This window comes from Oceanospirillum sp. (genome assembly GCF_048265165.1).
In the GTDB taxonomy this organism is placed as follows: Bacteria; Pseudomonadota; Gammaproteobacteria; order Pseudomonadales; family Halomonadaceae; genus Oceanospirillum.
In genome coordinates this window covers 565,533-591,835 of sequence record NZ_JBLXCD010000002.1, presented here as the reverse complement: position 1 = coordinate 591,835, position 26,303 = coordinate 565,533, and the positions used below count along the sequence as shown (strand labels likewise).

22 protein-coding genes are annotated in these 26,303 nt (G+C 47.9%); 17 read left to right on the top strand and 5 right to left on the bottom strand.

What is annotated here, in order from left to right; genetic code table 11:
• The first annotated feature begins 1 nt into the window (after position 1).
• Positions 2-2,074, top strand: a complete 2,073-nt coding sequence (gene glyS / locus ACN0R8_RS06240) for a glycine--tRNA ligase subunit beta (protein ID WP_417596130.1) — start codon at positions 2-4, stop codon at positions 2,072-2,074.
• A gap of 160 nt (positions 2,075-2,234) precedes the next feature.
• Positions 2,235-2,783 (top strand): D-glycero-beta-D-manno-heptose 1,7-bisphosphate 7-phosphatase, encoded by a 549-nt coding sequence (gene gmhB, locus ACN0R8_RS06235; protein ID WP_417596128.1) that lies wholly within the window; start codon positions 2,235-2,237, stop codon positions 2,781-2,783.
• A 242-nt stretch (positions 2,784-3,025) separates the two neighbouring features.
• Here gmhB and gyrB read toward each other — a convergent pair whose 3' ends face one another.
• The 4 genes from gyrB to dnaA form a co-directional block, all read right to left on the bottom strand.
• Positions 3,026-5,446: a DNA topoisomerase (ATP-hydrolyzing) subunit B gene (gyrB, locus tag ACN0R8_RS06230; RefSeq protein ID WP_417596126.1), complete on the bottom strand. Its 2,421-nt coding sequence runs from the start codon at positions 5,444-5,446 to the stop codon at positions 3,026-3,028.
• 31 nt (positions 5,447-5,477) lie between these two features.
• Entirely contained in the window at positions 5,478-6,599 is a 1,122-nt protein-coding gene (gene recF / locus ACN0R8_RS06225; RefSeq protein WP_417596124.1) for a DNA replication/repair protein RecF, read from the bottom strand.
• 125 nt (positions 6,600-6,724) lie between these two features.
• The gene (dnaN, locus tag ACN0R8_RS06220) at positions 6,725-7,837 is read right to left on the bottom strand and encodes a DNA polymerase III subunit beta (protein ID WP_417596122.1); all 1,113 of its coding nucleotides are present in this window, start codon (positions 7,835-7,837) and stop codon (positions 6,725-6,727) included.
• 95 nt (positions 7,838-7,932) lie between these two features.
• Complete coding sequence (gene dnaA, locus ACN0R8_RS06215; protein WP_417596120.1) at positions 7,933-9,435, bottom strand: chromosomal replication initiator protein DnaA; 1,503 nt, start codon at positions 9,433-9,435, stop codon at positions 7,933-7,935.
• 674 nt (positions 9,436-10,109) lie between these two features.
• Here dnaA and rpmH point away from each other — a divergent pair.
• The 5 genes from rpmH to ACN0R8_RS06190 all read left to right on the top strand — a co-directional run bounded on the left by rpmH (position 10,110) and on the right by ACN0R8_RS06190 (position 14,956).
• Complete coding sequence (gene rpmH, locus ACN0R8_RS06210; RefSeq protein ID WP_078319729.1) at positions 10,110-10,244, top strand: 50S ribosomal protein L34; 135 nt, start codon at positions 10,110-10,112, stop codon at positions 10,242-10,244.
• 27 nt (positions 10,245-10,271) lie between these two features.
• On the top strand, positions 10,272-10,694 hold the full coding sequence (rnpA, locus tag ACN0R8_RS06205) for a ribonuclease P protein component (protein WP_417596117.1): 423 nt from the start codon (positions 10,272-10,274) through the stop codon (positions 10,692-10,694).
• Positions 10,695-10,804: 110 nt separating this feature from the next.
• Positions 10,805-12,478, top strand: coding sequence for a membrane protein insertase YidC (yidC, locus tag ACN0R8_RS06200; RefSeq protein ID WP_417596115.1), 1,674 nt, complete (start codon positions 10,805-10,807; stop codon positions 12,476-12,478).
• A gap of 185 nt (positions 12,479-12,663) precedes the next feature.
• Positions 12,664-14,040, top strand: coding sequence for a tRNA uridine-5-carboxymethylaminomethyl(34) synthesis GTPase MnmE (gene mnmE / locus ACN0R8_RS06195; protein ID WP_417596113.1), 1,377 nt, complete (start codon positions 12,664-12,666; stop codon positions 14,038-14,040).
• Between the two features lie 28 nt (positions 14,041-14,068).
• Positions 14,069-14,956: a DMT family transporter gene (locus tag ACN0R8_RS06190; protein WP_417596111.1), complete on the top strand. Its 888-nt coding sequence runs from the start codon at positions 14,069-14,071 to the stop codon at positions 14,954-14,956.
• Here ACN0R8_RS06190 and ACN0R8_RS06185 read toward each other — a convergent pair whose 3' ends face one another.
• Positions 14,957-16,261: a methyltransferase gene (locus ACN0R8_RS06185; protein ID WP_417596109.1), complete on the bottom strand. Its 1,305-nt coding sequence runs from the start codon at positions 16,259-16,261 to the stop codon at positions 14,957-14,959.
• A gap of 432 nt (positions 16,262-16,693) precedes the next feature.
• On the opposite strand from ACN0R8_RS06185, the gene ACN0R8_RS06180 reads away from it, so the two are divergent.
• The 10 genes from ACN0R8_RS06180 (at position 16,694) to ACN0R8_RS06135 (ending at position 26,299) form a co-directional block, all read left to right on the top strand.
• Positions 16,694-18,490: a DEAD/DEAH box helicase gene (locus ACN0R8_RS06180; RefSeq protein ID WP_417596107.1), complete on the top strand. Its 1,797-nt coding sequence runs from the start codon at positions 16,694-16,696 to the stop codon at positions 18,488-18,490.
• 556 nt (positions 18,491-19,046) lie between these two features.
• A complete protein-coding gene (gene mnmG, locus ACN0R8_RS06175; RefSeq protein WP_417596105.1) occupies positions 19,047-20,963 on the top strand; it encodes a tRNA uridine-5-carboxymethylaminomethyl(34) synthesis enzyme MnmG in 1,917 nt (638 codons plus the stop codon).
• Positions 20,964-20,999: 36 nt separating this feature from the next.
• Positions 21,000-21,644, top strand: a complete 645-nt coding sequence (gene rsmG / locus ACN0R8_RS06170; RefSeq protein ID WP_417596103.1) for a 16S rRNA (guanine(527)-N(7))-methyltransferase RsmG — start codon at positions 21,000-21,002, stop codon at positions 21,642-21,644.
• 33 nt (positions 21,645-21,677) lie between these two features.
• Positions 21,678-22,451: a ParA family protein gene (locus tag ACN0R8_RS06165; RefSeq protein ID WP_417596101.1), complete on the top strand. Its 774-nt coding sequence runs from the start codon at positions 21,678-21,680 to the stop codon at positions 22,449-22,451.
• A gap of 52 nt (positions 22,452-22,503) precedes the next feature.
• Positions 22,504-23,427 (top strand): ParB/RepB/Spo0J family partition protein, encoded by a 924-nt coding sequence (locus ACN0R8_RS06160; protein ID WP_417596099.1) that lies wholly within the window; start codon positions 22,504-22,506, stop codon positions 23,425-23,427.
• Positions 23,428-23,615: 188 nt separating this feature from the next.
• Entirely contained in the window at positions 23,616-23,999 is a 384-nt protein-coding gene (locus tag ACN0R8_RS06155; protein ID WP_417596097.1) for an ATP synthase subunit I, read from the top strand.
• Between the two features lie 64 nt (positions 24,000-24,063).
• Positions 24,064-24,885, top strand: coding sequence for a F0F1 ATP synthase subunit A (gene atpB / locus ACN0R8_RS06150; protein WP_078319719.1), 822 nt, complete (start codon positions 24,064-24,066; stop codon positions 24,883-24,885).
• Between the two features lie 79 nt (positions 24,886-24,964).
• Positions 24,965-25,222, top strand: coding sequence for a F0F1 ATP synthase subunit C (atpE, locus tag ACN0R8_RS06145; RefSeq protein WP_028299499.1), 258 nt, complete (start codon positions 24,965-24,967; stop codon positions 25,220-25,222).
• A gap of 60 nt (positions 25,223-25,282) precedes the next feature.
• Positions 25,283-25,753 (top strand): F0F1 ATP synthase subunit B, encoded by a 471-nt coding sequence (locus ACN0R8_RS06140; RefSeq protein WP_078319718.1) that lies wholly within the window; start codon positions 25,283-25,285, stop codon positions 25,751-25,753.
• Between the two features lie 12 nt (positions 25,754-25,765).
• The gene (locus ACN0R8_RS06135; RefSeq protein WP_417596095.1) at positions 25,766-26,299 is read left to right on the top strand and encodes a F0F1 ATP synthase subunit delta; all 534 of its coding nucleotides are present in this window, start codon (positions 25,766-25,768) and stop codon (positions 26,297-26,299) included.
• The last annotated feature ends 4 nt before the right edge of the window (positions 26,300-26,303 follow it).

Sequence of the window (26,303 nt, the reverse complement as noted above, 5' to 3'; positions counted from 1 at the left end):
CATGGCTGAAGTACGTGATTTCCTGGTTGAGCTGGGTACGGAAGAGCTACCCCCAACCGCGCTGAAACGTCTTTCTGATGCGTTCGCTGAAGGCATAAAAGTGGGTCTGGAAAAAGCAGATATCCCATTTGCTGACGTAAAAGCTCTGGCCAGCCCCCGCAGACTGGCGGTACAGGTTAAGCAACTGGCAGTCGCGCAACCAGATCGAGAGGTTCAACGCCGGGGGCCAGCCCTGCAGGCTGCACTGGATGCCGATGGCAAACCAACAAAAGCGGCGGAAGGTTTTGCTCGCTCCTGCGGCGTTGCCTTTGATGACCTGGAAAAGATGGAAACCCCTAAAGGAACCTGGTTGGTCTTTAACACTCTTCAGAAAGGTACTCAGACCTCAGACCTGCTGCCTGAGCTGATTAATAAATCAATATCTCAACTGCCAGTTCCTAAACGTATGCGTTGGGGTTCCAGCCGCATTGAGTTCTCTCGCCCTGTTCACTGGCTGGTTAGTCTGTTTGGTACTGATGTTATCGACTGTGAAGTACTAGGCCTGACCGCTGGCCGGACCACCATGGGCCACCGTTTCCATCACAACGAAGCTATCGAGCTGGCCTCCACCGATAACTATGTGGAAACACTACGTAAAGCATTTGTTCTGGTTGATATGGAAGAGCGTCGTGAGACCATCCGTACTCAGGTCAACGAAGAAGCCTCCAAACTAGGCGCTATTGCTGAAATAGATGAAGATCTGCTGGACGAGGTTAACGGCCTTGTTGAGTGGCCTGTTGCGCTAACCGGCTCCTTTGAAAAGCGCTTCCTCGAGGTACCGGCAGCCTGCCTGATCTCTTCCATGAAAGAGCACCAGAAATACTTCCACGTTGTGGATAAAGATGGCCAGTTAAAGCCTAACTTTATTACCGTATCCAATATTGTCAGTAAAGATCCGGCCCAGGTTATTGCCGGTAACGAAAAAGTGATTCGCCCTCGCCTGTCTGATGCCGCTTTCTTCTTTGAAACAGATAAAAAGCAGCCTTTGGCAGAACGTATCGATGCACTGAAAACCGTTACCTTCCAAAAACAGTTGGGCAGTATCTATGATAAATCCCAGCGTGTTAGCCAAATCGCTCAGTTTATTGCTGAACAGATTGATGGTGACAAAACCAAAGCACAGCGTGCAGCTGATCTGAGCAAGTGTGACCTCGTCACTGAAATGGTACTGGAATTTACAGACCTTCAAGGCATCATGGGCGCACACTATGCCGCAAATGATGGTGAAGATGCTGAGGTTGCTCAGTCCCTGAATGAACAGTATATGCCGCGCTTTGCCGGTGATGAGCTACCTGCCACTAAAACAGGTATGGCTCTGGCCATTGCGGATCGTATTGACACCTTGGTGGGTATTTTTGGTATCGGCCAGCGTCCAACCGGTGATAAAGATCCGTTTGCTTTGCGTCGTGCAACCATCGGTATTTTGAGCATCTTGGTACACAACAAACTGGATATCGATCTGAAAGACTTAATCGAACTCAGTATTGCTCAACATGGCAATCTGCCAAAAGCAGAAGGCTTAGTAGATGATGTGCTGAACTATATGCTGGACCGTTTCCGTGCTTGGTATCAAGCTGAAGGCATCGCTGTTGAAACTTTCCTCGCAGTACGTTCTCGCCCGGTGAGTAACGCGTATGACTTTGATCGTCGAGTACAGGCAGTAACAGCCTTCAGCAAGCTGGACGAGGCCGAAGCTCTGGCTGCAGCCAACAAGCGTGTGAACAACATTCTGGCTAAACAGAACTATCAGGGCAATGCACAGGTTGATACTGCATTACTGGCAGAAGATGCGGAAAAAGTGTTGGCAGAACAGGTTGCGGCTAAGCAAGCTGAACTGGCTCCTTTGTTTGCAGCTGCAAATTATCAGGCTGCGCTAAATAGCCTGGCCAGCCTGCGTAGTGCTGTTGATAACTTCTTCGACAATGTCATGGTGATGGCCGACGATGAGCAGGTTAAAAATAACCGTCTTGCTCTTCTGGCATCACTAAGCAGCCTGTTCTTAGAAGTTGCCGATATTGCCTTGCTGCAACAATAAAACAGCAATAAGCGACAAAAACAGCTGACAAAAACACAATCCCTGTAATCCCTTACATATCGTGGTTGTTAAAGCTGGAAAAGAGCCGTATGTTTACGGCTCTTTTTTTATATTTTTTAAACATCACCATCCACTCCATAAAAGAATTTCAAATACAGCCATGACTAAACTGGTTATCCTCGACCGCGACGGCGTTATCAACCTGGACTCAGATGCTTTTGTAAAAAATGCAGACGAGTGGATTCCCATAGAAAACAGCATCAAGGCAATCGCCCGGCTTTCCAGGGCAGGTTATCTGATTGCCGTGGCAACCAACCAATCGGGTTTGGGTCGTGGTCATTTCAACCAGAATGACCTTGATGCGATGCATAATAAGATGACGCAACTCGTTGAGGCTGAAGGTGGTTCTTTTGCCACCATAAAATACTGCCCCCACAAACCTGATGAAGGATGCGAGTGCCGTAAGCCTCTGCCCGGCCTTATCGATCAAATTATGGAAGAGCTAAGCATCAGTGACCTATCAGGCTGTTTTATGGTTGGGGATAGCTTACGCGACCTACAGGCGGGTGAAGCTCGAGGATGCAAAGCGGTACTGGTTAAAACCGGTAAAGGGGAGAAAACACTCACCGCTAACGAAGGGCTGGAAAATGCGTTAGTTTTTGATGAACTAGCAGACTTTATTGACTGGTTGCTTGAGACTGAAGGCTAACACAAAGCGATATAAAGCCCGCCATAATTGACACTCTTAACCCTGATCGATATTCCTTAGGTAACAACGGCTTCCTCCAGAACTTCGGTTCGTAAGAGTGGGGGCCTTTTTTTTGCCAGCAAGAAATGAAACTTCTGATAGGGCTATTATAAAAAGTCCCCGCACGATGGCGAGGACTTTGTCAGCAACCTGAAAGCAGCTCGCAGGCTGCTTTTTTTCCGGTGTTTAAACGAAATACTTGATTAAACGTCCAAATTTGCAACGGTCAGGGCGTTGGTTTCGATAAAGTCACGGCGAGGCTCTACTTCATCCCCCATCAGAGTGGTGAAAATCTGATCTGCAGCAACAGCATCTTCAATACTAACCCGCAGCATACGACGGGTTTCCGGGTCCATGGTGGTTTCCCAGAGCTGACTAGGGTTCATCTCACCCAGACCTTTGTAGCGCTGAATACTGAAGCCGCGGCGGGCTTCGCCCAGCAACCAGGTCAGAGCATCAGAGAAGCGGCTTACTTCGCGTTTACGCTCGCCACGCTTAACATAAGCGCCCTCTTCCAGTAAGCCATCCAACCGGGCTGCCAGCTCACTGATCGCCTTGTAATCCTGAGACTTAAAGAAGTCCAACCCAAACCGATACTCAGTTGGTACCCCATGGGCCAGAATAGTCACTTCCGGCAGGTATACACTACGTTCACTATCATGTGAGACACGCCATTCAAAACGCATTGCCGGGTGTCGACCTGCATTCTCTTCCAGAATCGCTTTCAGTTGATCAATCCAGGCCTGAACTGCTGCCCTGTCAGCTAAAGCCGTATCATCAAGCAATGGAAGATCCAACATCTGATCCAGCACAGGTTGAGGATAAGCACGATACAAACGAGTAATACGACGTGCTACATCCTGATAACTGGCAACCAGGCCACCGAGTGCTTCGCCTGTAATACCCGGAGCCTCTGGATTAACGTACAGTGCACCGCCATCAAGAGCGGTATTCGTCAGGTACTCTTCCAGAGCCAGTTCATCCTTCAGGTACTGCTCATGCTTACCGCGCTTAATTTTGTACAGGGGCGGCTGAGCAATAAATATATGACCACGCTCGATCAGCTCGGGCATCTGACGGAAGAAGAAGGTCAGCAGCAAGGTGCGGATATGAGAACCATCCACATCAGCATCCGTCATAATGATAATGGAGTGGTAGCGTAGTTTATCCGGGTTGAACTCTTCCCGACCAATACCACAGCCCATAGCGGTAATCAGAGTACCAACCTCTGCCGACGACAGCATTTTATCAAAACGTGCTTTCTCGACGTTCAGAATCTTACCTTTCAGCGGCAAAATCGCCTGGGTTTTACGGTTACGACCCTGCTTAGCGGAACCGCCTGCAGAGTCACCCTCCACTAAGTAAAGTTCAGACAGCGCCGGGTCTTTCTCCTGGCAGTCGGCCAGTTTTCCCGGTAAACCGGCAATATCCAGTGCCCCTTTACGGCGGGTCATCTCACGAGCTTTACGGGCGGCTTCACGGGCCCGGGCCGCATCAATCATCTTATTAACGATTGCCTTAGCTTCGTTCGGCTTTTCCAGCAGGTAATCAGCAAACAGGCGTCCCATCTCTTGCTCAACTGCAGATTTCACTTCCGAAGAAACCAATTTATCTTTAGTTTGCGATGAGAACTTAGGATCAGGTACTTTCACAGAGACAATGGCAGTCAATCCTTCACGGGCATCTTCACCGGAGGTACTCGCTTTATCTTTTTTGACCTTAGGGTCCTGTTCAATATAGTTGTTCAGTGTGCGGGTTAAGGCCGCACGAAAACCGGCAAGGTGGGTACCACCATCACGCTGAGGAATATTGTTAGTAAAGCAGTAGATATTTTCCTGATAGGAATCGTTCCACTGGAGAGCCACTTCAACCCCGGTTCCATCTTCCCGCTCTGCCGAAAAATGGAATACATCATTCAGTGCTGTTTTGTTCTGATTCAGGTACTTAACAAAGGCACTCAGGCCACCTTCATATTTGAAGTTATCAGTACGTCCCGAGCGTTCATCGGTCAGCGTGATGCTGACACCAGAGTTCAGAAAAGAGAGTTCCCGCAGACGTTTTGCCAGAATATCGTAGTGAAACTCAACGTTAGTAAAGGTTTCAGGTGAAGGATGAAAGCGGGTTTCTGTGCCGGTTTTTTCCGTTTCACCGATCACGCGTAGCGGCGTTTCAGGTACCCCGTGAACATAAACCTGTTCATGAACTTTACCACTGCGCCATACTGTCAGGGTCAATTTTTCGGAAAGGGCGTTTACAACAGAAACACCAACACCGTGCAGGCCGCCGGATACTTTGTAGCTATTATCATCAAACTTACCACCAGCGTGCAGCACCGTCATAATCACTTCAGCGGCTGATACACCTTCTTCTTCGTGCATATCCACAGGAATACCACGGCCATCGTCTGATACTGTAATCGACTCGTCCGGGTGGATAATGACCTTAATATCAGAACAATGACCCGCCAGCGCCTCATCAATTGAGTTATCCACCAACTCAAACACCATATGGTGCAGGCCTGTTCCATCATCGGTGTCGCCGATATACATCCCTGGACGCTTACGAACCGCATCGAGACCTTTTAAAACCTTAATGCTGGATGAATCGTATGATTGTTCGCTCATATCCTGTTCCTGTGTTTACAGCCGGCTCAGCTTACCTGATGGCAGCGGGTCCGGGTGTGTGATCTAACTCACCATGTTTCACGTGAAACACAGTCATTGGCGTTGACGCTGACCAAGATTGGATCAGTGCATCCGCCTCCACACTGGTAATAAAAACCTGGCACTGCATCTCTTCCAGCACCTGGCATAAATAATTTCGGTGTTCACTGTCCAGCTCAGCAGGCAGGTCATCAACCAGATAGATACTCTGTTTTCCGGTTACTTTCTGCATCAGTCGCCCCTGAGCTAAAAGTAAAGCGCACACCACTAATTTTTGTTGTCCACGGGATAGCACGTCTACCGCTGGTAGTTTGTTAACCCTGATTTTAAGATCTGCTCTGTGCGGCCCTGACTGAGTGAAGCCAAGTGCCAAGTCTTTTTCTCTATTGTGGCGCAGTACATCAAGGCAGGAAACCGTTCGATCCCACCCCCGGTAATAACTGAGAGACACCTCATCCGAGAATGATAACTCCGACAGAGTCGACTTAAACTCAGGAACCAGCATCTCAACGTAGCGAGCGCGGTAGAGATCGATTTGTTCCGCATACCCAGCCAACGCCTCATCCCATGTATCATGCTGCGCAGAGCCCTGCATTTTACCATATTTCAGTAGCTTATTGCGCTGTTTCAACGCTTTTTGCCCCGCTTGCCATACCGGGAAAAAAACATGTTCCACGTGAAACACCCCCCAGTCAACAAACTGACGACGGACTTTAGGGGAGCCTTCGAGTAACTGAAACGACTCGGAATTGATAGTTTGTACCGGGAGTAATTCGGCTAACTGAGATGCGGTTCTCGCCTGTTGACCTGCAATTCGGATCTGTTGTTCACCTTGTCGGTTTCGGGAAATACCAATAGGAACAATTTGTTGATGGGCAGCAAGAGCATTAAAAACTTCGGCAAACAGAGTATAAGCATCCTGTTCGAAATTAATGATGGCCGGTGTGCGGCTTGCACGGAAAGACCGCCCGGTGGAAAGGACAGAGATCGCCTCCAGTATTGAGGTTTTTCCTGCACCATTTTCACCAATGATCAGATTTACGCCTGAGGCCGGTTGCAGTTGCGCTGACTTCAGATTCCTGAAACCTGCAATATCCAGCCGTCGTATACTCATTTCCTTCGGCCTCTGATCAGTCTGACGGGGAAAATAAATAAAGCCTTACCGCTTAGGTAAGGCTTTAAACAGGCAGCTTTCTCTAATAAGTTCTGCATGATGATACGATTTAGACACCCGAGATCTTACAGGCGCATAGGCATAACAACATAAAGAGAATCATCATCAGTGCCAAACTCTTCAATCAGAGCACTACTATTAGCATCCGAAACCGTAATCTTGATCTGCTCGTTATTGAGGACATCCAGCACATCTAAAACGTACGTCACGTTAAAGCCAATTTCCAGAGAGTCGCCCTGATAATTTACACTGATGTTCTCTTCAGCCTCTTCCTGCTCAGTCGGATTATTTGCTGTGACTTCAAGATTACTATCTGTCAGGCAAAGCCGAACACCACGGTATTTCTCATTAGAAAGAATGGAGGCTCGATGAAGAACTTCGCGTAACTCTTGGCGGTCAGCAACAACCACCTTATTACCATTTCGTGGAATCACACGCTCATAATCCGGGAATTTACCATCCACCAGTTTAGAGGTAAAAATATAGTCACCGGTTTTAACCCGGATATGATTGCTTCCCAACACCACTTGTACTGGTGTGTCTGAATCATCAAACAAACGACCCAGACCGACGATACCTTTGTGAGGAACAATCGAACGAACCACACTGGTTGCACCATGATCAATCGGCAAAGAACAGGTTGCCAAACGGTGGCCATCGGTAGCAACACTGCGCAACATGCCGGGACTCAGCTCCAACAGTAAACCGTTCAAATAATAACGCACATCATTTTGTGCCATAGCAAAGGAAGAGCGATCCAGCAGGCGCTTAAACTCTTTCTGAGTCAGCTCAAAAGAGAGATCCTGCTGACTCTCTTCTACTTTCGGGAATTCCGCTGCCGGAAGTGTGGACAGAGAAAATCGGCTGCGGCCTGAACGGATGATAACCTTTTGATCCTGAAGGGAAAATTCAATCTGAGACTGATCAGGAAGAGATTTACAAATATCGAAAAGCTTCTTCGCTGGAACCGTGGTCGCTCCCGGCACTTCAACGGCACCATCAATAGATAAGTGGCTCAGAATCTCCACTTCCAGATCAGTACCCGTCAAAGACAGCCCCTGAGGGTCCGCAACAACCAGTACATTAGACAGCACAGGGAGCGTTTGACGACGCTCAACAACACCATTCAACAGCTGAAGCGGTCGCAACAGAGCTTCACGGGAAACGGTAAATTTCATAACAGACTATTCCATAAAAATTTAACTGATGTTGAAGTGCTCAACACTTCAGACACACTTAATTCGTTTTTCTTTCGGCACCGGGAGAATCCAGCTTAGCTGGTCAGCGCTCTTAAAAGACTTTTGTAGTCCTCACGGATCTCAGCATTCTCTTCCTGTAACTCTTTTACTTTGCGACAAGCATGTAAAACGGTGGTGTGATCACGCCCGCCAAAAGCATCACCAATCTCAGGATAACTGTGATTCGTCAGTTCTTTCGCCAATGCCATGGCTACCTGACGTGGCCGGGCAACCGAACGGCTTCGTCGTTTCGATAAAAGATCCGGCACTTTAATGCTGTAGTATTCCGCCACAGTACGCTGAATATTATCGATACCAACCTGCTTATCCTGGACCGCAAACAGATCGCGCAGAGATTCCCGGATAAAGTCAGTGGTGATGGGCTGTCCTCTGAAGTGAGAATCTGCAATCACTTTTTTCAGAGCCCCTTCAAGATCCCGCACATTAGAGCGAATTTTCTGGGCGATGAAGAAAGCAGCATCATCGGATAACAAAACTCTCGCCTGATCTGCTTTCTTTTTAAGAATTGCTACCCGGGTTTCCAGCTCCGGGGGATCAATTGCCACCGTTAAACCCCAACCAAAGCGAGATTTTAAACGCTCCTCCATACCACTGATCTCTTTTGGAAAACGATCACTGGTCAGAATCATCTGCTGCCCGCCTTCAAGCAGAGCATTGAATGTATGGAAAAACTCTTCCTGCGAGCGTTCTTTACCGGCAAAAAACTGAATATCATCAATCAGCAGGGCATCCACACTGCGATAGAGACGTTTAAAATCATTAATTGCATTCAGCTGAAGCGCTTTCACCATATCCGCTACAAAACGTTCAGAGTGGAGATACATCACCTTAGCATTGGGGTTTTGCTGTACCAGAAAGTTTCCCACAGCATGCATAAGGTGCGTTTTACCTAAGCCTACCCCGCCATACAGAAACAACGGGTTATAAGCACCACCAGGGTTTTCAGCAACCTGACGGGATGCAGCCCGGGCCAACTGGTTTGATTTACCTTCTACAAAGGTTTCAAAAGTGTGATTAGGGTTCAGAGCACTCTGGTGTTTCAAGGCTCCGTCAACCTGCACAGTACGTTCAGGTTTAACTGAAGAATTACCTGGGCTGTGCGTAGATGAATTTCCACTTCTACCGGAAGTTGACGAAACAGAAGTCAATTTGACTGATGTGTCTGCTGAGGACTCAGGCTCCTGTACAAAATGAGGCCGCGGCGGGGATGTCCGGACAATCACACCAGGAGGCGTTACAGGTCGTGTCGTTGCCTCAGGGGCAGAAACCGTTCGCTTACTGCCAATCTCCAAAATAAGCTGCGGTGGCTGATCATTACTCAGCTCATTCAACAGCTCAGAAATTCGCGCCAGATATTTATCGGAAACCCACTGGAGAACAAAACGGTTAGGTGCTAACAGTTTCAGACTTTGCCCCTCAGTATCAGCCTGAAGAGGGCGAATCCAGGTATTAAACTGCTGAGAAGGCAGCTCATCCTGTAAGTAACCTAAGCATTTCTGCCAGAGTGCTAAAGACACAGTCGATCCCCAAGAAAAACAAAGGAGCATTTTATCGGTTAAGGCTTAGGTTATCCACATGCAGCGCATGATATCAGGCAATTTCATTGCTTTTACAGCTGTGGATAACAGGGTCGTCTGGTTAGGTTAAGCGTTGGGGAGTAAACAAGGGATAATTTTGCATGTGTATAAGGTGCAATTTTATCCACAGCTCACTCCGAGCATACTGACAATTAAAATGGTTTTTATCTTCTGGGTTATACAATGAGCCAAATCAGCCATACTCTGGGCTGCAGTCGCTTATCCACAGAAAAGTCTTTCTTCTATATATATCACTACTATTATCTTTCTTTATTTAATAAATCTATATTGATTCTGTTTACAGCTTGGATAACTGCTCTGTTTAGAGCTTTCAGGAGTTCCTACCAAGTAATCAGTGAAAATCCCCTGAGTTAAAAATACTGGCAGAGAACTCTTAACCATCGTGCAGAAGATTTTAAGGATGCAAAGCCGCTGCTTAATGCTTAAAATTCAGGCACCTAAGGAGAGTTTTTGGCGAATAAAGTTATGCACAACCACTTTTTCTTCAGGAAATATTTGAAGTCTCAGGCGTTATTCTCTAGAATCTCCGCCCTGATCAAAGACTAGGCGCACTTTCTGCGCCATTTTGAAAGTGAAAGTGTGGGAATACAGTCATGAAAAGAACTTTTCAACCAAGCGTTCTGAAACGCAAGCGTAATCACGGATTCCGTGCTCGTATGGCGACTAAAAATGGTCGTAAAATCATCACTCGTCGTCGTGCCAAAGGCCGCGTACGTCTGAGTGCCTGATTTCTGGTTTGCTGATTTATTAGCACGATGACCAGTTACGGGTTTCCCCGGGATGTCAGACTTCTGACTGCCGGGGATTACCGCTCCGTATTTGATGACGTCCAGATCAAAGTGTTTGGTCGTTGTTTTATGATTCTTGCCCGTCCCAATACTCTGCCCCATCCTCGCATCGGCCAGATTCTGGCTAAAAAAAATCTTCGTCGAGCAGTTGATCGAAATCGGATCAGACGCCTTACCCGTGAATCGTTTCGGTTGAATAAGCATCAGATGCCCGCGATGGATCTTGTCTTACTCACCCAGAAGGGTCTCAGTGATCTCTCTTCAGAAGAATATGCTCACCAGCTTAATTTGGCTTGGAAAAGGCTAGAGACATTGCACCGCAAGAAGCTATCCGGTCAAAAGTCCGACCACAAATCTCGTGGTAAGCGGAAACCTCGTCCGGAAAAATAACAATCCTGATGCTATTTCAAAGATTTATCCCTGGTATGGCTTGCCAGAGAGCAGCGCCACACTCAAAATAGCATTTCATTTTTCAACACGAATCCGGTAAGAGCATACCCATGGACGTGAAACGTTTATTTTTGATCATCTCCCTGGCCTTAGTATCTTATCTGATGGTGGTTCAGTGGAATAAAGATTATGGCCCACAAGCTCAGGCTCCTGTGGTACAGAATACTCTTCCATCTGAAGCATCGTCAGCGAATGATCTGGTCCAGGAAGATATCCCCCAGAATTCTACCCGTGGCGACTTGCCTAACACGTCAGAAGCCAGTACTTCCCTGATTGAAGTACGTACCAACGTATTGGATCTTCGTATCGATCCAAAAGGCGGTGACATCGTTTTTGCAGCACTCCCGCAGCATCTGGCTCAGGTGAGTACTTCGAATACCCCTTTCGTTTTGCTGGAACGTAGTAAAGTCCGTACTTATGTTGCACAAAGCGGTCTGGCTGGTGTCAATGGCCCAGACGCTTCCCGCGGCGGTCGTCCTCTGTTCAGCGCAGAAAAAACCACCTATGAACTAACGGAAGGTGAAAACAGTCTTCAGGTTGATCTGAATTATGTTCAGAGCACCGGAGTGCAAATCACCAAGCGCTTCACCTTGCAACGGGACAGTTACAACATTCGTGTTGAGTACCTTGTTAATAATGCCAGTAGCGAAACCTGGTCCGGTTATTACTTTGCTCAATTAAAGCGTGATAACTCACCAGATCCGACTCAGGCTGAAGGCATGGGCATGGTCTCCTATCTGGGGGCTGCTATTTCTACGGTTAATGAGAAATACGAAAAAATCAAGTTTGAAGATATTCAGGAAGCAGATGTTAAGCGTGAATCAGTAGGTGGTTGGGTTGCGATGATCCAGCACTACTTTGTCAGTGCCTGGATTCCTGATCAGAATGTCAAACAGGAGTACAGCACCCGGAGCACATCCCGGGGTGATAATATCGTAGGTTTCTCCAGCCCTGAGACGGTTCTGCAACCTGGTGAGCAGACTACTTTTGGCAGCAACTTATATGTTGGCCCTAAGGTACAGGAACAGCTGGAATCAGCAGCTCCAAACCTGGAGCTGACCGTTGATTTCGGTTGGCTCTGGTTTATCGCACAACCTTTGTTCTGGATGCTCAACCTGCTTCATGGTTTCCTGGGTAACTGGGGCTGGTCAATTATTATCCTGACCGTGATGATTAAGGCGGCATTCTTCCATCTGTCTGCATCTGCATATCGCTCCATGGCGAATATGCGCCGCGTCGGTCCGGAACTGCAGCGGATGAAAGAAAAGTACGGCGAAGATCGTCAGAAGATGTCTCAGGCGATGATGGAGCTGTACAAGAAAGAGAAGATCAATCCCATCGGTGGTTGTCTGCCAATTCTGATTCAGATGCCGGTATTTATCGCACTGTACTGGATGCTAATGGAAAGTGTAGAACTGCGTCATGCGCCGTTTATGCTTTGGATTGAAGACTTGTCAGTGAAAGATCCGTACTTCGTATTGCCGATTATTATGGGCGCATCCATGTTTATTCAGCAGCTACTGAACCCAACACCTCCTGATCCAATGCAGGCGAAGTTGATGAAGGCACTACCTGTTGTCTTTACAGTATTCTTCCTGTGGTTCCCTGCAGGTCTGGTTCTGTACTGGGTTGTGAATAACGTACTGTCTATTGCTCAGCAATATGTGATTACCAAGCGTATTGAAAGTGGCAGCGGTGATGATGATAAAAAAGCAAAAGCTTAGCATCAGCTAATTTTTTGCTTGAAAAGCCCCTTCGGGGGCTTTTTTCGTTTTACCCACAACCTGTTTTAGATTATTCAGGCAGCTTCAGTATAAGCATACAATAAGCGGTTTGAGTATTATTCGGTATTTCGATTTAAGCCTGACTATTGTTGTTCAACACTAAGATTATTATGGGGATTTTGGCCATGACACAGAGCGCTGCATACACCATTGATACGATCGCTGCACAGGCAACACCCCCTGGTCGTGGTGGCGTGGGTATTATTCGCGTCTCTGGACCAAAATCTGCCTTATTGGCTGAACAGCTACTTGGCGTTATACCGAAACCCCGCTATGCCCATTACGGCCCTTTTTATAATGAAGATGGCGGTGTCATGGATGAAGGTATCGCTCTTTATTTCCCTGGCCCCAACTCTTTTACCGGCGAAGATGTGCTCGAGCTTCAAGGTCACGGCGGCCCCATCATTATGGATATGATGCTTAAACGGGTTTTAGCCTGTGGTGTACGTATGGCTCGACCCGGTGAATTCTCTGAGCGGGCATTCCTGAATGATAAGATGGATCTGGCTCAAGCCGAAGCGATTGCCGATCTGATCGATAGTGTTTCGGAGCAAGCAGCCCGTAATGCAGTACGCTCTTTGCAGGGTGCCTTTTCTGAGAAAGTTCATCAGCTTGTGGATAAGTTAACCAACCTGCGGATATATGTGGAAGCGGCGATCGACTTTCCAGAGGAAGAGATCGATTTTCTGGCAGACGGCAAAGTAATGGCAGATCTTAATGCTATTCGAGAGGAGCTGCGGCAGGTACAAGATAGCGCCAGCCAGGGAGCTCTTATGCAGGAAGGCATGACGGTTGTGATCGCCGGGCGTCCTAATGCCGGTAAATCCAGCTTACTGAACTGCCTGTCCGGTAAAGACAGCGCCATCGTCACGGATATTGCCGGAACTACCCGGGATGTCTTGCGGGAACAGATTCATATTGATGGTATGCCGTTGCATATTGTTGATACCGCAGGTCTCAGGGAAACTCCGGATCAGGTGGAGAAGATCGGTGTGGAACGGGCCTGGAATGAGATCAAACAGGCCGACCGTGTTTTGCTGATTGTCGACAGTACCGCGACTCAGGTTAACGACCCCCATACCTTGTGGCCGGAGTTTATCGACCAGCTGCCTCCCTCCGTACCGGTAACCGTCGTCCGCAACAAGATTGACCAGAGCGGTGAAACAGCAGGTATTGATTTGTCCACAGAGCGACCGGTGATCCGGCTTTGTGCCCGTTCCGGCGAGGGTGTGGATAATTTGACGCAGCACCTGAAAGAGACCGTGGGTTATACCGGCAGTACCGAAGGTGGTTTCAGTGCCCGGCGCCGTCATCTGGATGCACTGGAACAGGCCAGTGAATTTATCAATAACGGTCACTATCAACTGCTGAATATGGGGGCAGGTGAATTACTGGCCGAAGACCTGCGTATGGCGCAACAGGCTTTGGGCGAGATCACTGGGCAGATGAGTGCCGATGATCTGCTGGGCAAGATCTTCGGCTCTTTCTGTATTGGTAAGTAAGACACTAACCGGGTCAGGATGATAAGTTATGGAATTCAGTAAACCGGTTCGGGCAGCCTTGTGGATGTCCGGCGCACTGCTCTCCTTTATGGCGATGGCAGTTTCAGGTCGTGAGCTTTCCGCTGAGCTTGAAACCTACCATATTCTCTTCTTCCGCAGTGTTATCGGCGTTTTTTTGATCAGTGCTCTGATTTCATACCAGGGTTTACATCTGATGAAAACGCAGCATCTGATGCGTCATGGTTTGAGGAATATAGCCCACTATGCGGGGCAATATGGATGGTTCTATGGGCTAGCTTATATCTCCCTGGCTGAGGTGATCGCTATCGAGTTCACCACTCCGGTCTGGACCGCTCTGTTTGCTTTTTTTCTGTTGGGCGAGAAGTTGACGCCAGCTCGTCTGACAGCTCTGGCTTTAGGGCTGACGGGGCTGGTGATGATTCTAAGACCCTCGACGCAAGGGATGAACCCTGCTGCACTGGCGGTTCTGGCCGGAGCTGTGGGTTACGCTTTCTCCTACATTCAGACCAAGTCTTTATCGGCGACGGATGCCCCGTTGACGATTCTCTTCTATATGACGGTGATGCAGCTGCCCTTTGGCCTGATACCCAGCGTTTTGGATTGGCAGTGGCCAAGTTGGGAGATGTTGCCCTGGATCGTTCTCGTGGGTGTGACGGCGATGAGTGCTCATTACTGCATGACACGTGCATTTAAACTGGCGGATGCAACCGTGGTTGTGCCGATGGATTTTCTACGTTTACCTCTGATTATGTGTGTTGGCTATCTGCTTTATCAGGAGTCGGTGGATATCTGGGTGCTCGTAGGGGCTGCCGTTATGTTTAGTGGTAATCTGATCAATGTTCGGGCTGAACAGAAAAAGCTGAAACTGAGTCCAAACCACAAAAAAGTGTCGTGATTATCGCCGAGCCAGAATCAGCAGGTTTCTCGGACTGACAGCTTTATCGCAGAACTGATAAAGTTCCACGTGAAACCCTGCTTCTTCAAGTGACAGTGCCCGGTCTGCTACCAGCCAAATTTCGAGAAGTCTGCGAAAATAACTCTGCAGCCATTCCAGCTTACGAACCATAAGCAGCTTTTCAGCTCCTTCCGTTAACGCCTGAGACATTTCTCGTTCGTTGAAGGGCAAATTGTCGGAGTCATGATCATCGCTTAACAGCTCACGATTGATCAGAGCCCAGTGAACAAACTCTTTGAATCCACCGGAGAGCAGCTTCTTCGGGAAAGCTGGCAGAGGTTTATAGTGAGTTTCCCCTGTCAGTGACTGGCGCAAAAAATCGAAGCTTAAACGCCAGTGCAGTTCGATATCCCGCAAGCGGCTGACACGCTGACCACCGGTCACGGTTTCCTGCAGCGGGATTTTCAGATCCTGTCGATCAAGCCTTAACAGGCTACCCTGCCCCGCCTTCGACAGCGGCTGATAAATATCATCTGCGGTCAGGTGATAACAACAGGGTGCAACCGCAAGCTGTTTAATAGCTTGTGCAGAGTTACAGCACTGGCTGATCAGGTGAGTATGCAGATCACCACAGGCATGAAGAGCGACGGCAGTATTATGCTGATTTAAAAGTCGGGACACATCATTAGACAGTGCATCACCTTGCTGCATGCGTTGTTGCAGTTGTGGATAGCGTTTTTTTTGCTGATGGATCAGCGCTTCACCCTGAATACAAAGACTGTGTTGCCACTCAAGACTGGTGACCTCATAGCCTTTACGGATGGATAGCAGTCGGCCCAGATGACCTTTGCCGGCACACCATTCCAGAAGCTTCTGCTTAGATGGAGAGTTTGCCGCTGGCAGATATTCCGTAACCAGCTCAATCTGTTGCCATTTTCGTCCGGGAATTCCGCTGCTCAAATATTTTATACACACCGGTTCCTGATAGTCGGATAGTACTGAGTTATCCACATCCGCTATGCGAGCGAAAGAGTTGCTCTGCTGTGACATGCCCTGAATACGCTTTTCAAGCAGTCCGATGTCGTCCAGACAAGGTAGCCAGGGTTGCAGCCATTGCTTGCTTGCCTCTGAGTTTTGACTTAATTGCTCAAATTCTTTCTGATCCAATTTTGTTAGCTTAGACAGAAGACTCTCCGGCAACTGACTACATTCTCTGAATTGCCGAATATGGAAGGGCCGCATCTGCCAGAAAGAGCGATATTGCGTAAGCAATTGATCAGCATGATGAAAAAGAGCGCGCAGCATATCGACCTCAAAATTTAGCGGTTAGCTTAGATAAAGCCGTTTGATCAGAATGGAAAATCAGCGAATTGAATGTCAGCATTCAATTTTACCGTTTAATAAGTAAATAAGTGGTAATAAATAGAAACTAAATTGGATTTTAGCCTCAAATGCAGGCACAATGCGTGCCCCTCAGGGTGAAAGACTGCTGTTTTCTCCGAATCTGATCCTCGAATCAGCCCCGATTGCGCACAGCGCGTACCCTGCCAATGAGATAGCCAATGTAGGCTATCTGTATTAGTGAGCAGCATACCGCTCCTTGTAAGTGGTACAGACTCCTTTTAAGCGAAGTGGAACCCGTAATTGATATTGAGCGATATTTTAACGCGTCAGTATGCTTGGATGAGATGCCAAGGGTTCCGTCATTTATACCTTAACGACTCAGGTAACCCTTGAATGTCATCAGAAGAAACTGTTGTAACCAGCTTTGATGAGCTGGGCCTTCCCGAAGCACTTGTAGCATCCGTAAAAGAGATTGGTTACGAAACGCCTTCCCCGATTCAAGCCGCGAGTATTCCGGTTCTGTTAAAAGGCGAAAGCCTGTTGGGTCAGGCACAAACCGGTACCGGTAAAACGGCATCTTTTGCTTTGCCACTGCTATCCAGAATTGATGTCCGTCAGAACAGCCCACAGGTTTTAGTTTTGACACCTACCCGTGAACTGGCGATTCAGGTTGCGGAAGCATTCCAACGCTATGCCCGTGATATGCGTGGATTCCATGTACTGCCAATCTATGGCGGCCATAGCATGACCCTGCAGCTGAAGCAGCTGCGTCGTGGCCCTCAGGTTATTGTTGGTACGCCAGGCCGTGTTATGGATCACCTGCGCCGTGGAACCTTAGACACCTCTACTATGAAAGCCGTGGTATTGGATGAAGCCGATGAAATGTTAAAAATGGGTTTCATCGATGATGTGGACTGGATTCTTGAGCAAGTTCCTCAGCCCCGTCAGGTTGCTCTGTTTTCCGCCACTATGCCGAATGAGATTCGCAAAGTAGCTCGTCGTCACCTTGACGGTGCTCAGGAAATCAGTATCGCGGCGAAAACCTCTACTGTTGATACCATCAACCAGCGCTATTGGCAGGTTAGTGGTGTTAACAAAATGGATGCGCTGACCCGCATTATGGAAACAGAAAATTTTGATGCGGCGATTATTTTCGTTCGCACCAAAAATGCTACCGTTGAGCTGGCTGAGAAGCTGGAAGCCCGTGGTTACAGTGCATCCGCATTGAATGGTGATATGAACCAGGCATTGCGTGAACGTACCGTTAATCAGCTGAAAAACCGTAAGCTGGATATTGTCATTGCGACAGACGTTGCAGCCCGTGGTTTGGATGTTGAGCGTATTACTCACGTGATCAACTATGACATTCCATACGATACCGAAGCGTATGTACACCGTATTGGTCGTACTGGCCGTGCAGGTCGTATCGGTGATGCCATTCTGTTCGTAACACCACGTGAGCGCGGTATGCTACGTGCTATTGAGCGTGCAACGCGTCAGCGCATTGAACGTATGGATCTGCCGACCCGTGAGATGGTTGCTGATCAGCGCGTTAAGCAGTTTAAAGACAGTGTGGTTGAGATGTCCGCAGCCGTTGGCGCAGATATGGATTTTTTCCGTAAGCTGATTCAACAGCTGACGGAAGAGAATGAAATCTCTCTGGAAGACATTGCAGCAACGCTGGCCTGGAAAGTTCAGGAAAAACGCCCACTGATTCTGCCGCCTGAGCCTGAACGTCCGGCCCGTGAGCGTAATGAGCGTCGCGATCGCAACGACCGTAATGAACGTGGTGGTGAGCGCGGAGAGCGTCGTCCTCGTCGTGAACGGCCTACAGATGTTGATTTCGTTCGCTACCGCATTGAAGTGGGTCGTAGCGATGGTCTTCAGCCTGGTGATGTTGTTGGTGCTATTGCGAATGAAGCTGGTATCGAAAGTAAGTATATCGGCAATATTCGTCTGTACGATCAGTTCAGCACCGTTGAACTTCCTGATGGCATGCCTTCAGATGTACTGAATCACCTGCAGAAGACCCGTGTGCGCCAGGTTGCAATGAATATCAGTGTTGATAAAGGGCCTGCACCTAAAGATGAACCTCGTGGTGATCGTCCGCGCCGTCCTCGGGGTGAGAATCGTGGTGGTCGACCTCGCCGTAATGATGCACCTCGTAAGCCACGTAGCGATGAAAGCTAATCAGGTTTTTGGCGTGAAAAGACAGATGTCTGACATCGCTTAAAACTTGTTTGGTTTGAGAAACCCGCCCCTTAAAAGGCGGTTTTTTTTATGCCTGAAAAAAAGTTTTCACTTTTTTTACCTTAAAAACGGACGGTATAACAGATGTATCATTGTGATTAAGCCCTATGGATAAACTGGCCATAAGAAGCACTGTTGATAAGTCACTTATTTATCCACAACATTCTCTCAGGATACCCCTAGCTAGTCCCTAGGAAACTCGAAGACTTAAACACAAGCAAAAACCCCTCTATAACGGGAGCTACCACCACTTATCCACAGAAATTATCCACATAATAACTATCACTATAACTAACTAATTAAATAAATGACTTTAATAATGTTAATTGTGGGAAAAAGACAAAAAAACTTCACATTGTCGGCATTTACAACTCTTCTCATTTGCGCAGGCAGGTATATACTTGTCTGCCTTCGCGAAACCAGTCATTTGTGTATCAACCATGCGGGGTTTTAACTGGGTCATGTTGTGCACAACCAGATAACCAGAGGTGATATTGTGGATTATCCAACCCGCTTTGATGTAATAGTGATCGGTGGAGGTCATGCGGGAACGGAAGCCGCTTTGGCATCAGCAAGAATGGGCTGCCAAACTCTTCTGCTGACTCATAATATTGAAACCTTAGGGCAGATGTCCTGTAACCCTGCCATCGGGGGAATTGGTAAAAGTCATCTGGTAAAAGAGATTGATGCCTTGGGTGGTGCAATGGCGCTTGCAACTGACAAAGGTGGTATTCAATTTCGCGTACTGAACAGCCGTAAAGGCCCTGCCGTACGGGCAACACGTGCCCAGGCTGATCGAATTTTGTACAAAGCGGCCATCCGAACCATCCTGGAAAATCAGGAAAATCTGACGATTTTTCAACAGGCAGCTGATGACCTGATTATGGATGGTGATAAGGCGGCAGGTGTTGTTACCAGCTCAGGGATTCGTTTTCACTCCGCAACCGTTGTACTGACTGCAGGGACCTTTCTTGGCGGCGTTATTCATATTGGTTTGGAAACCCAGTCCGGTGGCCGTGCCGGTGATCCGCCATCGATCACCCTGGCAAATCGTTTGCGTGAGATGCCATTTCGCGTTGGCCGTCTGAAAACCGGTACACCGCCGCGTATCGATGCTAAGTCCGTTGATTTCTCAAAGATGGAAGCACAGCCGGGTGACAGTCCAACACCGGTTATGTCATTCATGGGTTCGCTGGATGATCATCCGGAGCAGATCAGCTGTTACATCACACACACCAATGAGCGCACTCACGATATTATTCGCTCGGGTCTGGATCGCTCGCCCATGTATACCGGTGTCATCGAAGGTGTCGGCCCTCGATACTGCCCTTCAATCGAAGATAAAATCCACCGTTTTTCTGATAAAGACTCCCACCAGGTGTTTATTGAGCCAGAAGGTCTGACGACCCATGAGCTGTACCCAAATGGCATCTCCACCAGTTTGCCGTTTGATATTCAGCTGGAGCTGGTACGTTCGATTCGGGGTATGGAAAATGCCCATATCATGCGCCCGGGCTATGCCATTGAGTACGACTTTTTTAATCCACAGGATCTGAAACACACGCTGGAAACTAAATTTGTCCCCAACCTGTATTTTGCAGGCCAGATCAACGGAACCACAGGCTACGAAGAAGCTGGGGCTCAGGGGCTGTTAGCTGGATTGAATGCCGGTCTGCGGGCCCAGGGTAAAGACGCCTGGTATCCGCGCCGTGATGAAGCTTATATTGGCGTGATGGTGGATGATCTGATTACTCATGGCACCAGTGAACCCTATCGTATGTTCACCAGCCGTGCGGAATATCGTTTGATTCTGCGGGAAGATAATGCCGACCTGCGGTTAACAGAAAAAGGCCGTGAGCTGGGTCTGGTGGATGACTTACGCTGGGCAGCCTTCAGCGTGAAAAAAGAACAGATTGAGCAGGAAACCAGTCGCCTGAGTGGTACCTGGATTCAGCCTAAGACGGAACAGGCTACGGCTGTTGAAGCAAAAACCGGTCAGCCCATGACCCGCGAATATAATCTGCTGGATCTGCTGAAACGCCCTGAACTTGAGTATGATGATCTTGCATCCTTAAAAGGCGAGCCTGTGGATAATCCACAAGTGGCTGATCAGGTTCAGATTCAGGTGAAATATGCCGGTTATATCAGCCGTCAACAGGATGATATTGAAAAACTGCGCCGCCATGAAAATACGGAACTACCGGCAGACCTGGACTATGACAGTATTGAAGGCATGTCCAAAGAGATTCGTCAGAAGCTGAGTGAGAGCCGCCCGGAAACGCTGGCCGCAGCCAGTCGTATATCAGGAGTAACTCCGGCTGCCGTCTCCTTATTGCTTATCCATCTGAAAAAACGGGCAATAGCAGGCAGTAATACCCTGGGCGGCAAAACGAACAGCAAAACATCTGCCTGATCTCAGGTCGGTTTTAGATTTAACAGGTAAATAGCTTTGAACGATAATGCGCTTGAAGACCAGTTATGCCGTGGCATCGAGATGATGGGCCTCAACATTAGTGAACAGCAACAAGGTTTACTGATGGATTACTTACGCTTACTGGAAAAATGGAATAAAGCCTTTAATCTAACGGCAGTGCGTGATCCGGCTCAGATGGTTGACCGTCACTTGCTGGATAGCCTGAGTATTCTGCCTTATATCAAGGGCCCAAACTGTATTGATGTGGGCTCTGGTGGTGGTTTACCCGGTATCCCTGTAGCGATTGTGCGCCCTGATCTGAAAATGACACTGATGGATAGCAATGGCAAAAAAAGTCGTTTCCAGTTTCAGGCTGTCACTGCTCTGAAGCTGGATAATGTTACTGTTGTCAATAAACGGGTTGAGCAATATCAACCCGAGCAGCTGTTTGATCAGGTGATGAGTCGCGCGTTCAGTTCATTGCAGGATATGATGCAATGGACACTTCAACTGGGTAGCCAAAATGCTGAGTGGTTGGCCATGAAGGGCGTTTACCCTGAAGATGAGCTGAACAACCTGCCGGAAGGTGTGGTCTGCAAAGAGGTTCATCGGTTGGATGTTCCTGGCTCCGATGGGGAACGTCACCTGGCCCTTTTACAGCGTACCCCCGGATCTTATTGATCACCGGCAGAAACTGATAGCAGGAAGAAACGGATGACAAATGTATTCGCAGTAACCAACCAGAAAGGTGGCGTGGGGAAAACCACAACCTGCGTTAATCTGGCGGCATCACTGGTAGCCACTCGCCGCAAAGTTCTGCTGATCGACCTGGATCCCCAGGGCAATGCAACAATGGGGAGTGGTGTGGATAAGAATGAATGCGAGTATTCTGTTTGCGACCTTTTGCTGGGCGAAGCCAGTATCGAGCAGATTCGGGTCAGAACTGACCCGGCAGGTTATGATCTGCTTCCGGCTAACTCAGATCTGACCACGGCAGAAGTTCAGTTGTTGCAGGTTGATGGCGGTAATTTTCAACTGAAGCGCGTTCTGGCTGAGCTGGGTAACCAATATGATTATGTCTTGATTGACTGCCCGCCTTCATTGAACATGCTAACGGTTAATGCACTGACTGCATCTGACGGAGTAATCATTCCCGTTCAGTGTGAATATTATGCATTGGAAGGTTTGTCTTCTTTGATGGAAACCATTCAGCATATTCAGGAGACGGTAAACTCGGATCTTCGTGTTGAGGGATTGTTGCGGACGATGTATGACCCGCGTAATAGTCTGACTCGGGATGTATCCCAGCAATTGATCCAACATTTTAATGATCGGGTTTACAAAACCGTGATACCGCGCAACGTTCGCTTGGCTGAAGCACCGAGCTATGGCATGCCGGTTCTGAATTACGACGAGAAATCAAAAGGTAGCCTTGCTTACCTTGCGTTAGCTGGCGAACTGGTGCGTAAAACCAGTCAGGCTGCCTGACCCTTAAATTTTCTAATCTTTTTAATGTTCGCTTTTATTAACGGGGGAGCCAATGTCGGCGAAAAAACGAGGTTTAGGTCGTGGACTTGATGCATTGTTGGGTTCCGGCTCATCCGGCCTGACTCAACCCCGTGAAGTCTCTGTGGTTCCCGAAACGAAAGCAGAACAACCGGAGCAACTTGTTAAGAAAGAACATTCAGATGGTGAGATGCGCCATCTGCCTGTTGAGTTTTTAGTCCGCGGTCGTTATCAGCCACGACGGGATATGGATCCTGAGTCTCTGGAAGAGTTAGCCAGCTCAATTCGTGCCCAGGGCATTATGCAGCCGATTGTTGTTCGACCCCTTGAACAACATGAACGCTTTGAGATTATCGCCGGTGAGCGTCGTTGGCGTGCTGCGCAATTAGCCGAACTGGATCAGGTTCCGGTTATTATTCGTGATGTTAGCGATGATGCGGCCATTGCGATGGCGTTGATTGAAAATATTCAACGTGAAAATCTGAACCCCATTGAAGAAGCCTTTGCCTTGCAGCGCCTGCAACAGGAGTTTGAACTGACGCAGCAGCAGGTGGCTGATGCTGTTGGAAAGTCCCGCTCAGCAGTAGCTAATTTGCTTCGAATGATTACTCTTCCGGACGATGTGAAAAAAATGCTTGAGCATGGCGACCTTGAAATGGGACATGCCCGGGCAATTCTTGGACTTGAACGCCATGAGCAGAGCTCGGCTGCAAGAACGGTTGTGGCTAAAGGTATGTCTGTGCGTCAAACGGAAGCTTTTGTACGTAAACTACAGGCGCCGGCTGAAGAAAAAACCGAACATACTCCGCAGGCTGATGTTGAATTTTTACAGCGTAAACTGACTGAAACCCTGGGTGCAGCGGTGAGTATCAGCCACAATAAAAAGGGCAAAGGTAAGCTAGTGATTAATTATTCAAGTCTTGAAGAGCTGGATGGTATCTTGTCTCATATTCAATAAAAACCCTCTTTGAAACCCCGCACCAAAGACAAATAAAGCTTATCTATTGGTCTTAGATCAGGTAATTCAGTTGAATGGGCTGCCTAATCAACCTATAATCCTGCGGTCACAAAATGACATTACTCTGTATCAGCTCTGCATAAAGCAATGGCTGATCTTTGTAGTGCAAAGAATTTTTAGGAGAACACATGGGCGCCAAAAGTGCACAGCTGAAGCGACCCAAAGTTATCCGGGTTGTCGGACTGCAGGTTTTGGTTACTCTGTTTGTATCAGGTGGTTGTTTATTAACCGGCGATACAGTTCTGGCATATTCTTCATTTTTTGGCGGAATGGTTTGTTTTGTACCTAACCTGTATTTTGCTTGGCAGGTATTTATGCACCAAGGCGCTCAGGCGGCAAAGCAGATTGTAAAGTCTTTTTACAGAGCAGAAGCAGTGAAGTTTGGTTTAACGGCCGTATTATTTGCACTGGTTTTTATATTAGTGCGACCCTTAAACCCAATTTCCTTTTTTTTAACTTACGCGGTGGTTCAGGTTGTTCACTGGCTCGCACCTTTAGTTGTTAAGCGCTAACACGTTTGGAACTAAAGTGAGCAAAGAATAACTAACGGCTACTACAAAAATTTCGAGGAAGACAATGGCAGGCGCAAATCCGACACCTTCCGAGTATATTCAACACCACCTTCAGAACCTGACCTTCGGTCTGCATCCTGATGGCACGCTGGGCTTTGCTCATGGTGCGAAGGAAGCAGCTGATATGGGCTTCTGGGCGGTACATGTTGATACTTTAGGTTGGTCTATATTTTTAGGTCTTATCTTTACATTCTTATTCCGCAAAGCGGCGAAGCATGCGACAACGGGTGTTCCCGGTGGTCTGCAGAACTTTGTTGAAATTATGGTGGAATTTGTTGACCAGAGTGTGAAGGACACCTTCCACGGTCGCAGTAGTTTAATTGCACCGCTGGCGTTGACGATCTTCTGTTGGGTATTCCTGATGAACCTGATGGATCTGGTCCCGGTTGATTTCCTGCCAGCGCTGTTTATGGCTATGGGTGTTGATTACATGAAGGTGGTTCCGACCACAGATGTGAATGCAACGCTTGGTATGTCCATCGCAGTTTTCTTCCTGATCATCTATTACAGTATCAAGGTTAAAGGTGTTGGCGGCTTTGTTGGCGAACTGACATTACAACCTTTTGGTAAATGGATGATGCCGTTCAACCTGCTGTTAGAAGGTGTTGGTTTAATTGCTAAGCCGATCTCTCTGGCGCTGCGTTTGTTCGGTAACCTGTACGCAGGTGAACTGATTTTTATCCTGATCGCAATTATGCCGTTCTGGATTCAGTGGGCACTGTCTGTGCCATGGGCTATCTTCCACATTCTGGTGATTACTCTGCAGGCATTTATCTTTATGATGCTGACCATTGTGTACCTGAGCCTGGCTTGTGAAGACCACTGATACACTGTTTTTGCTTTAACTTTTTAAACTTTAACTTTAACTTTCTTAACTTTAACTTGAGAAAAACTGGGAGAAAAAAATGGAACAAGTACTGGGTTTAACCGCCGTTGCTGTTGCTCTGCTGATCGGTTTGGGTGCACTGGGCACCGCGATTGGTTTTGGTCTGCTGGGTGGTAAATTCCTGGAAGGCGCTGCTCGTCAACCAGAGATGGTACCTATGCTGCAGGTGAAAATGTTTATTGTTGCAGGTCTGCTTGATGCTGTGACTATGATCGGTGTTGGTATCGCGCTGTTCTTCACTTTTGCGAATCCGTTCGTAGCTCAACTTGCTGGTTAATCTTTAAGCTGGTTTTTTTAACCCTTAATAGATCAACATTGAAAAGCAAGGGGTGATGGCGTGAATCTGAACTTAACACTCGTAGGCCAAGCCATCTCGTTTGCGATCTTCGTCTGGTTTTGTATGAAGTATGTATGGCCTCCAGTAATGGAAGCTATGCAGGCTCGTCAGAAGAAGATTGCAGATGGTTTGGATGCTGCAAGTCGTGCTGCACGTGACCTGGAACTGGCTCAAGAACAAGCCGGTAAACAGCTGCGTGAAGGCAAAGAACAAGCAGCCCTGATTATAGAGCAAGCAAACAAGCGAGCTAATCAAATCGTTGATGAAGCAAAAGAGAACGCACGTTCTGAAGGCGCCCGTTTACTTGCTGCTGCTCAAGCTGAAGTTGAGCAAGAAGTAAACCGTGCGAAAGAAGAGCTTCGTGCCCAGGTGTCAGCATTGGCATTGAAAGGCGCAGAGCAGGTTCTTAACGCTTCTATTGACGAAAAAGCCCACGCTGAGCTTGTAGAGAAACTCGCAGCTGAGCTTTAAGCGAGGTGACCGATGGCTGAATTAAGCACTGTTGCCCGGCCGTATGCAAAAGCTGCATTTGAGTATGCTTTGAGCCAGGGCAAATTGGCCGAATGGTCTAAAATGTTGGGTCTGGCAGCAGAAGCTGTATCAGACTCAGCAGTTCAGAATGTTCTGGGCAATCCGGCAATCAGTCAGGAACAGAAAGTAGGGATCATTATTGATATCTGCTCTGACCTGGATGAAAACGGTAAGAATTTTGTACAGACACTGAGCGAAGTAGGCCGTTTGCCTCTGTTCCCTCAAATTGCAGAGCAGTTTGAGACGCTGAAAGCAGAACAGGAACAAACGGTTGAGGTAGAAATTACTTCTGCCTATGAGCTGACAAGTGAACAGCAGACCAAATTGGCACAAGCTCTGCAAAAGCGTCTGAATCGTGAAATTAAAATCCAGACTCAGGTTGATCAAAGCCTGATCGGCGGCGTACTTATCCATGCTGGCGATACTGTTATTGACGGTTCAGTACGTGGAAAGCTTGCGAAATTGGCCGAGGCAATGAATTCCTGAGTTT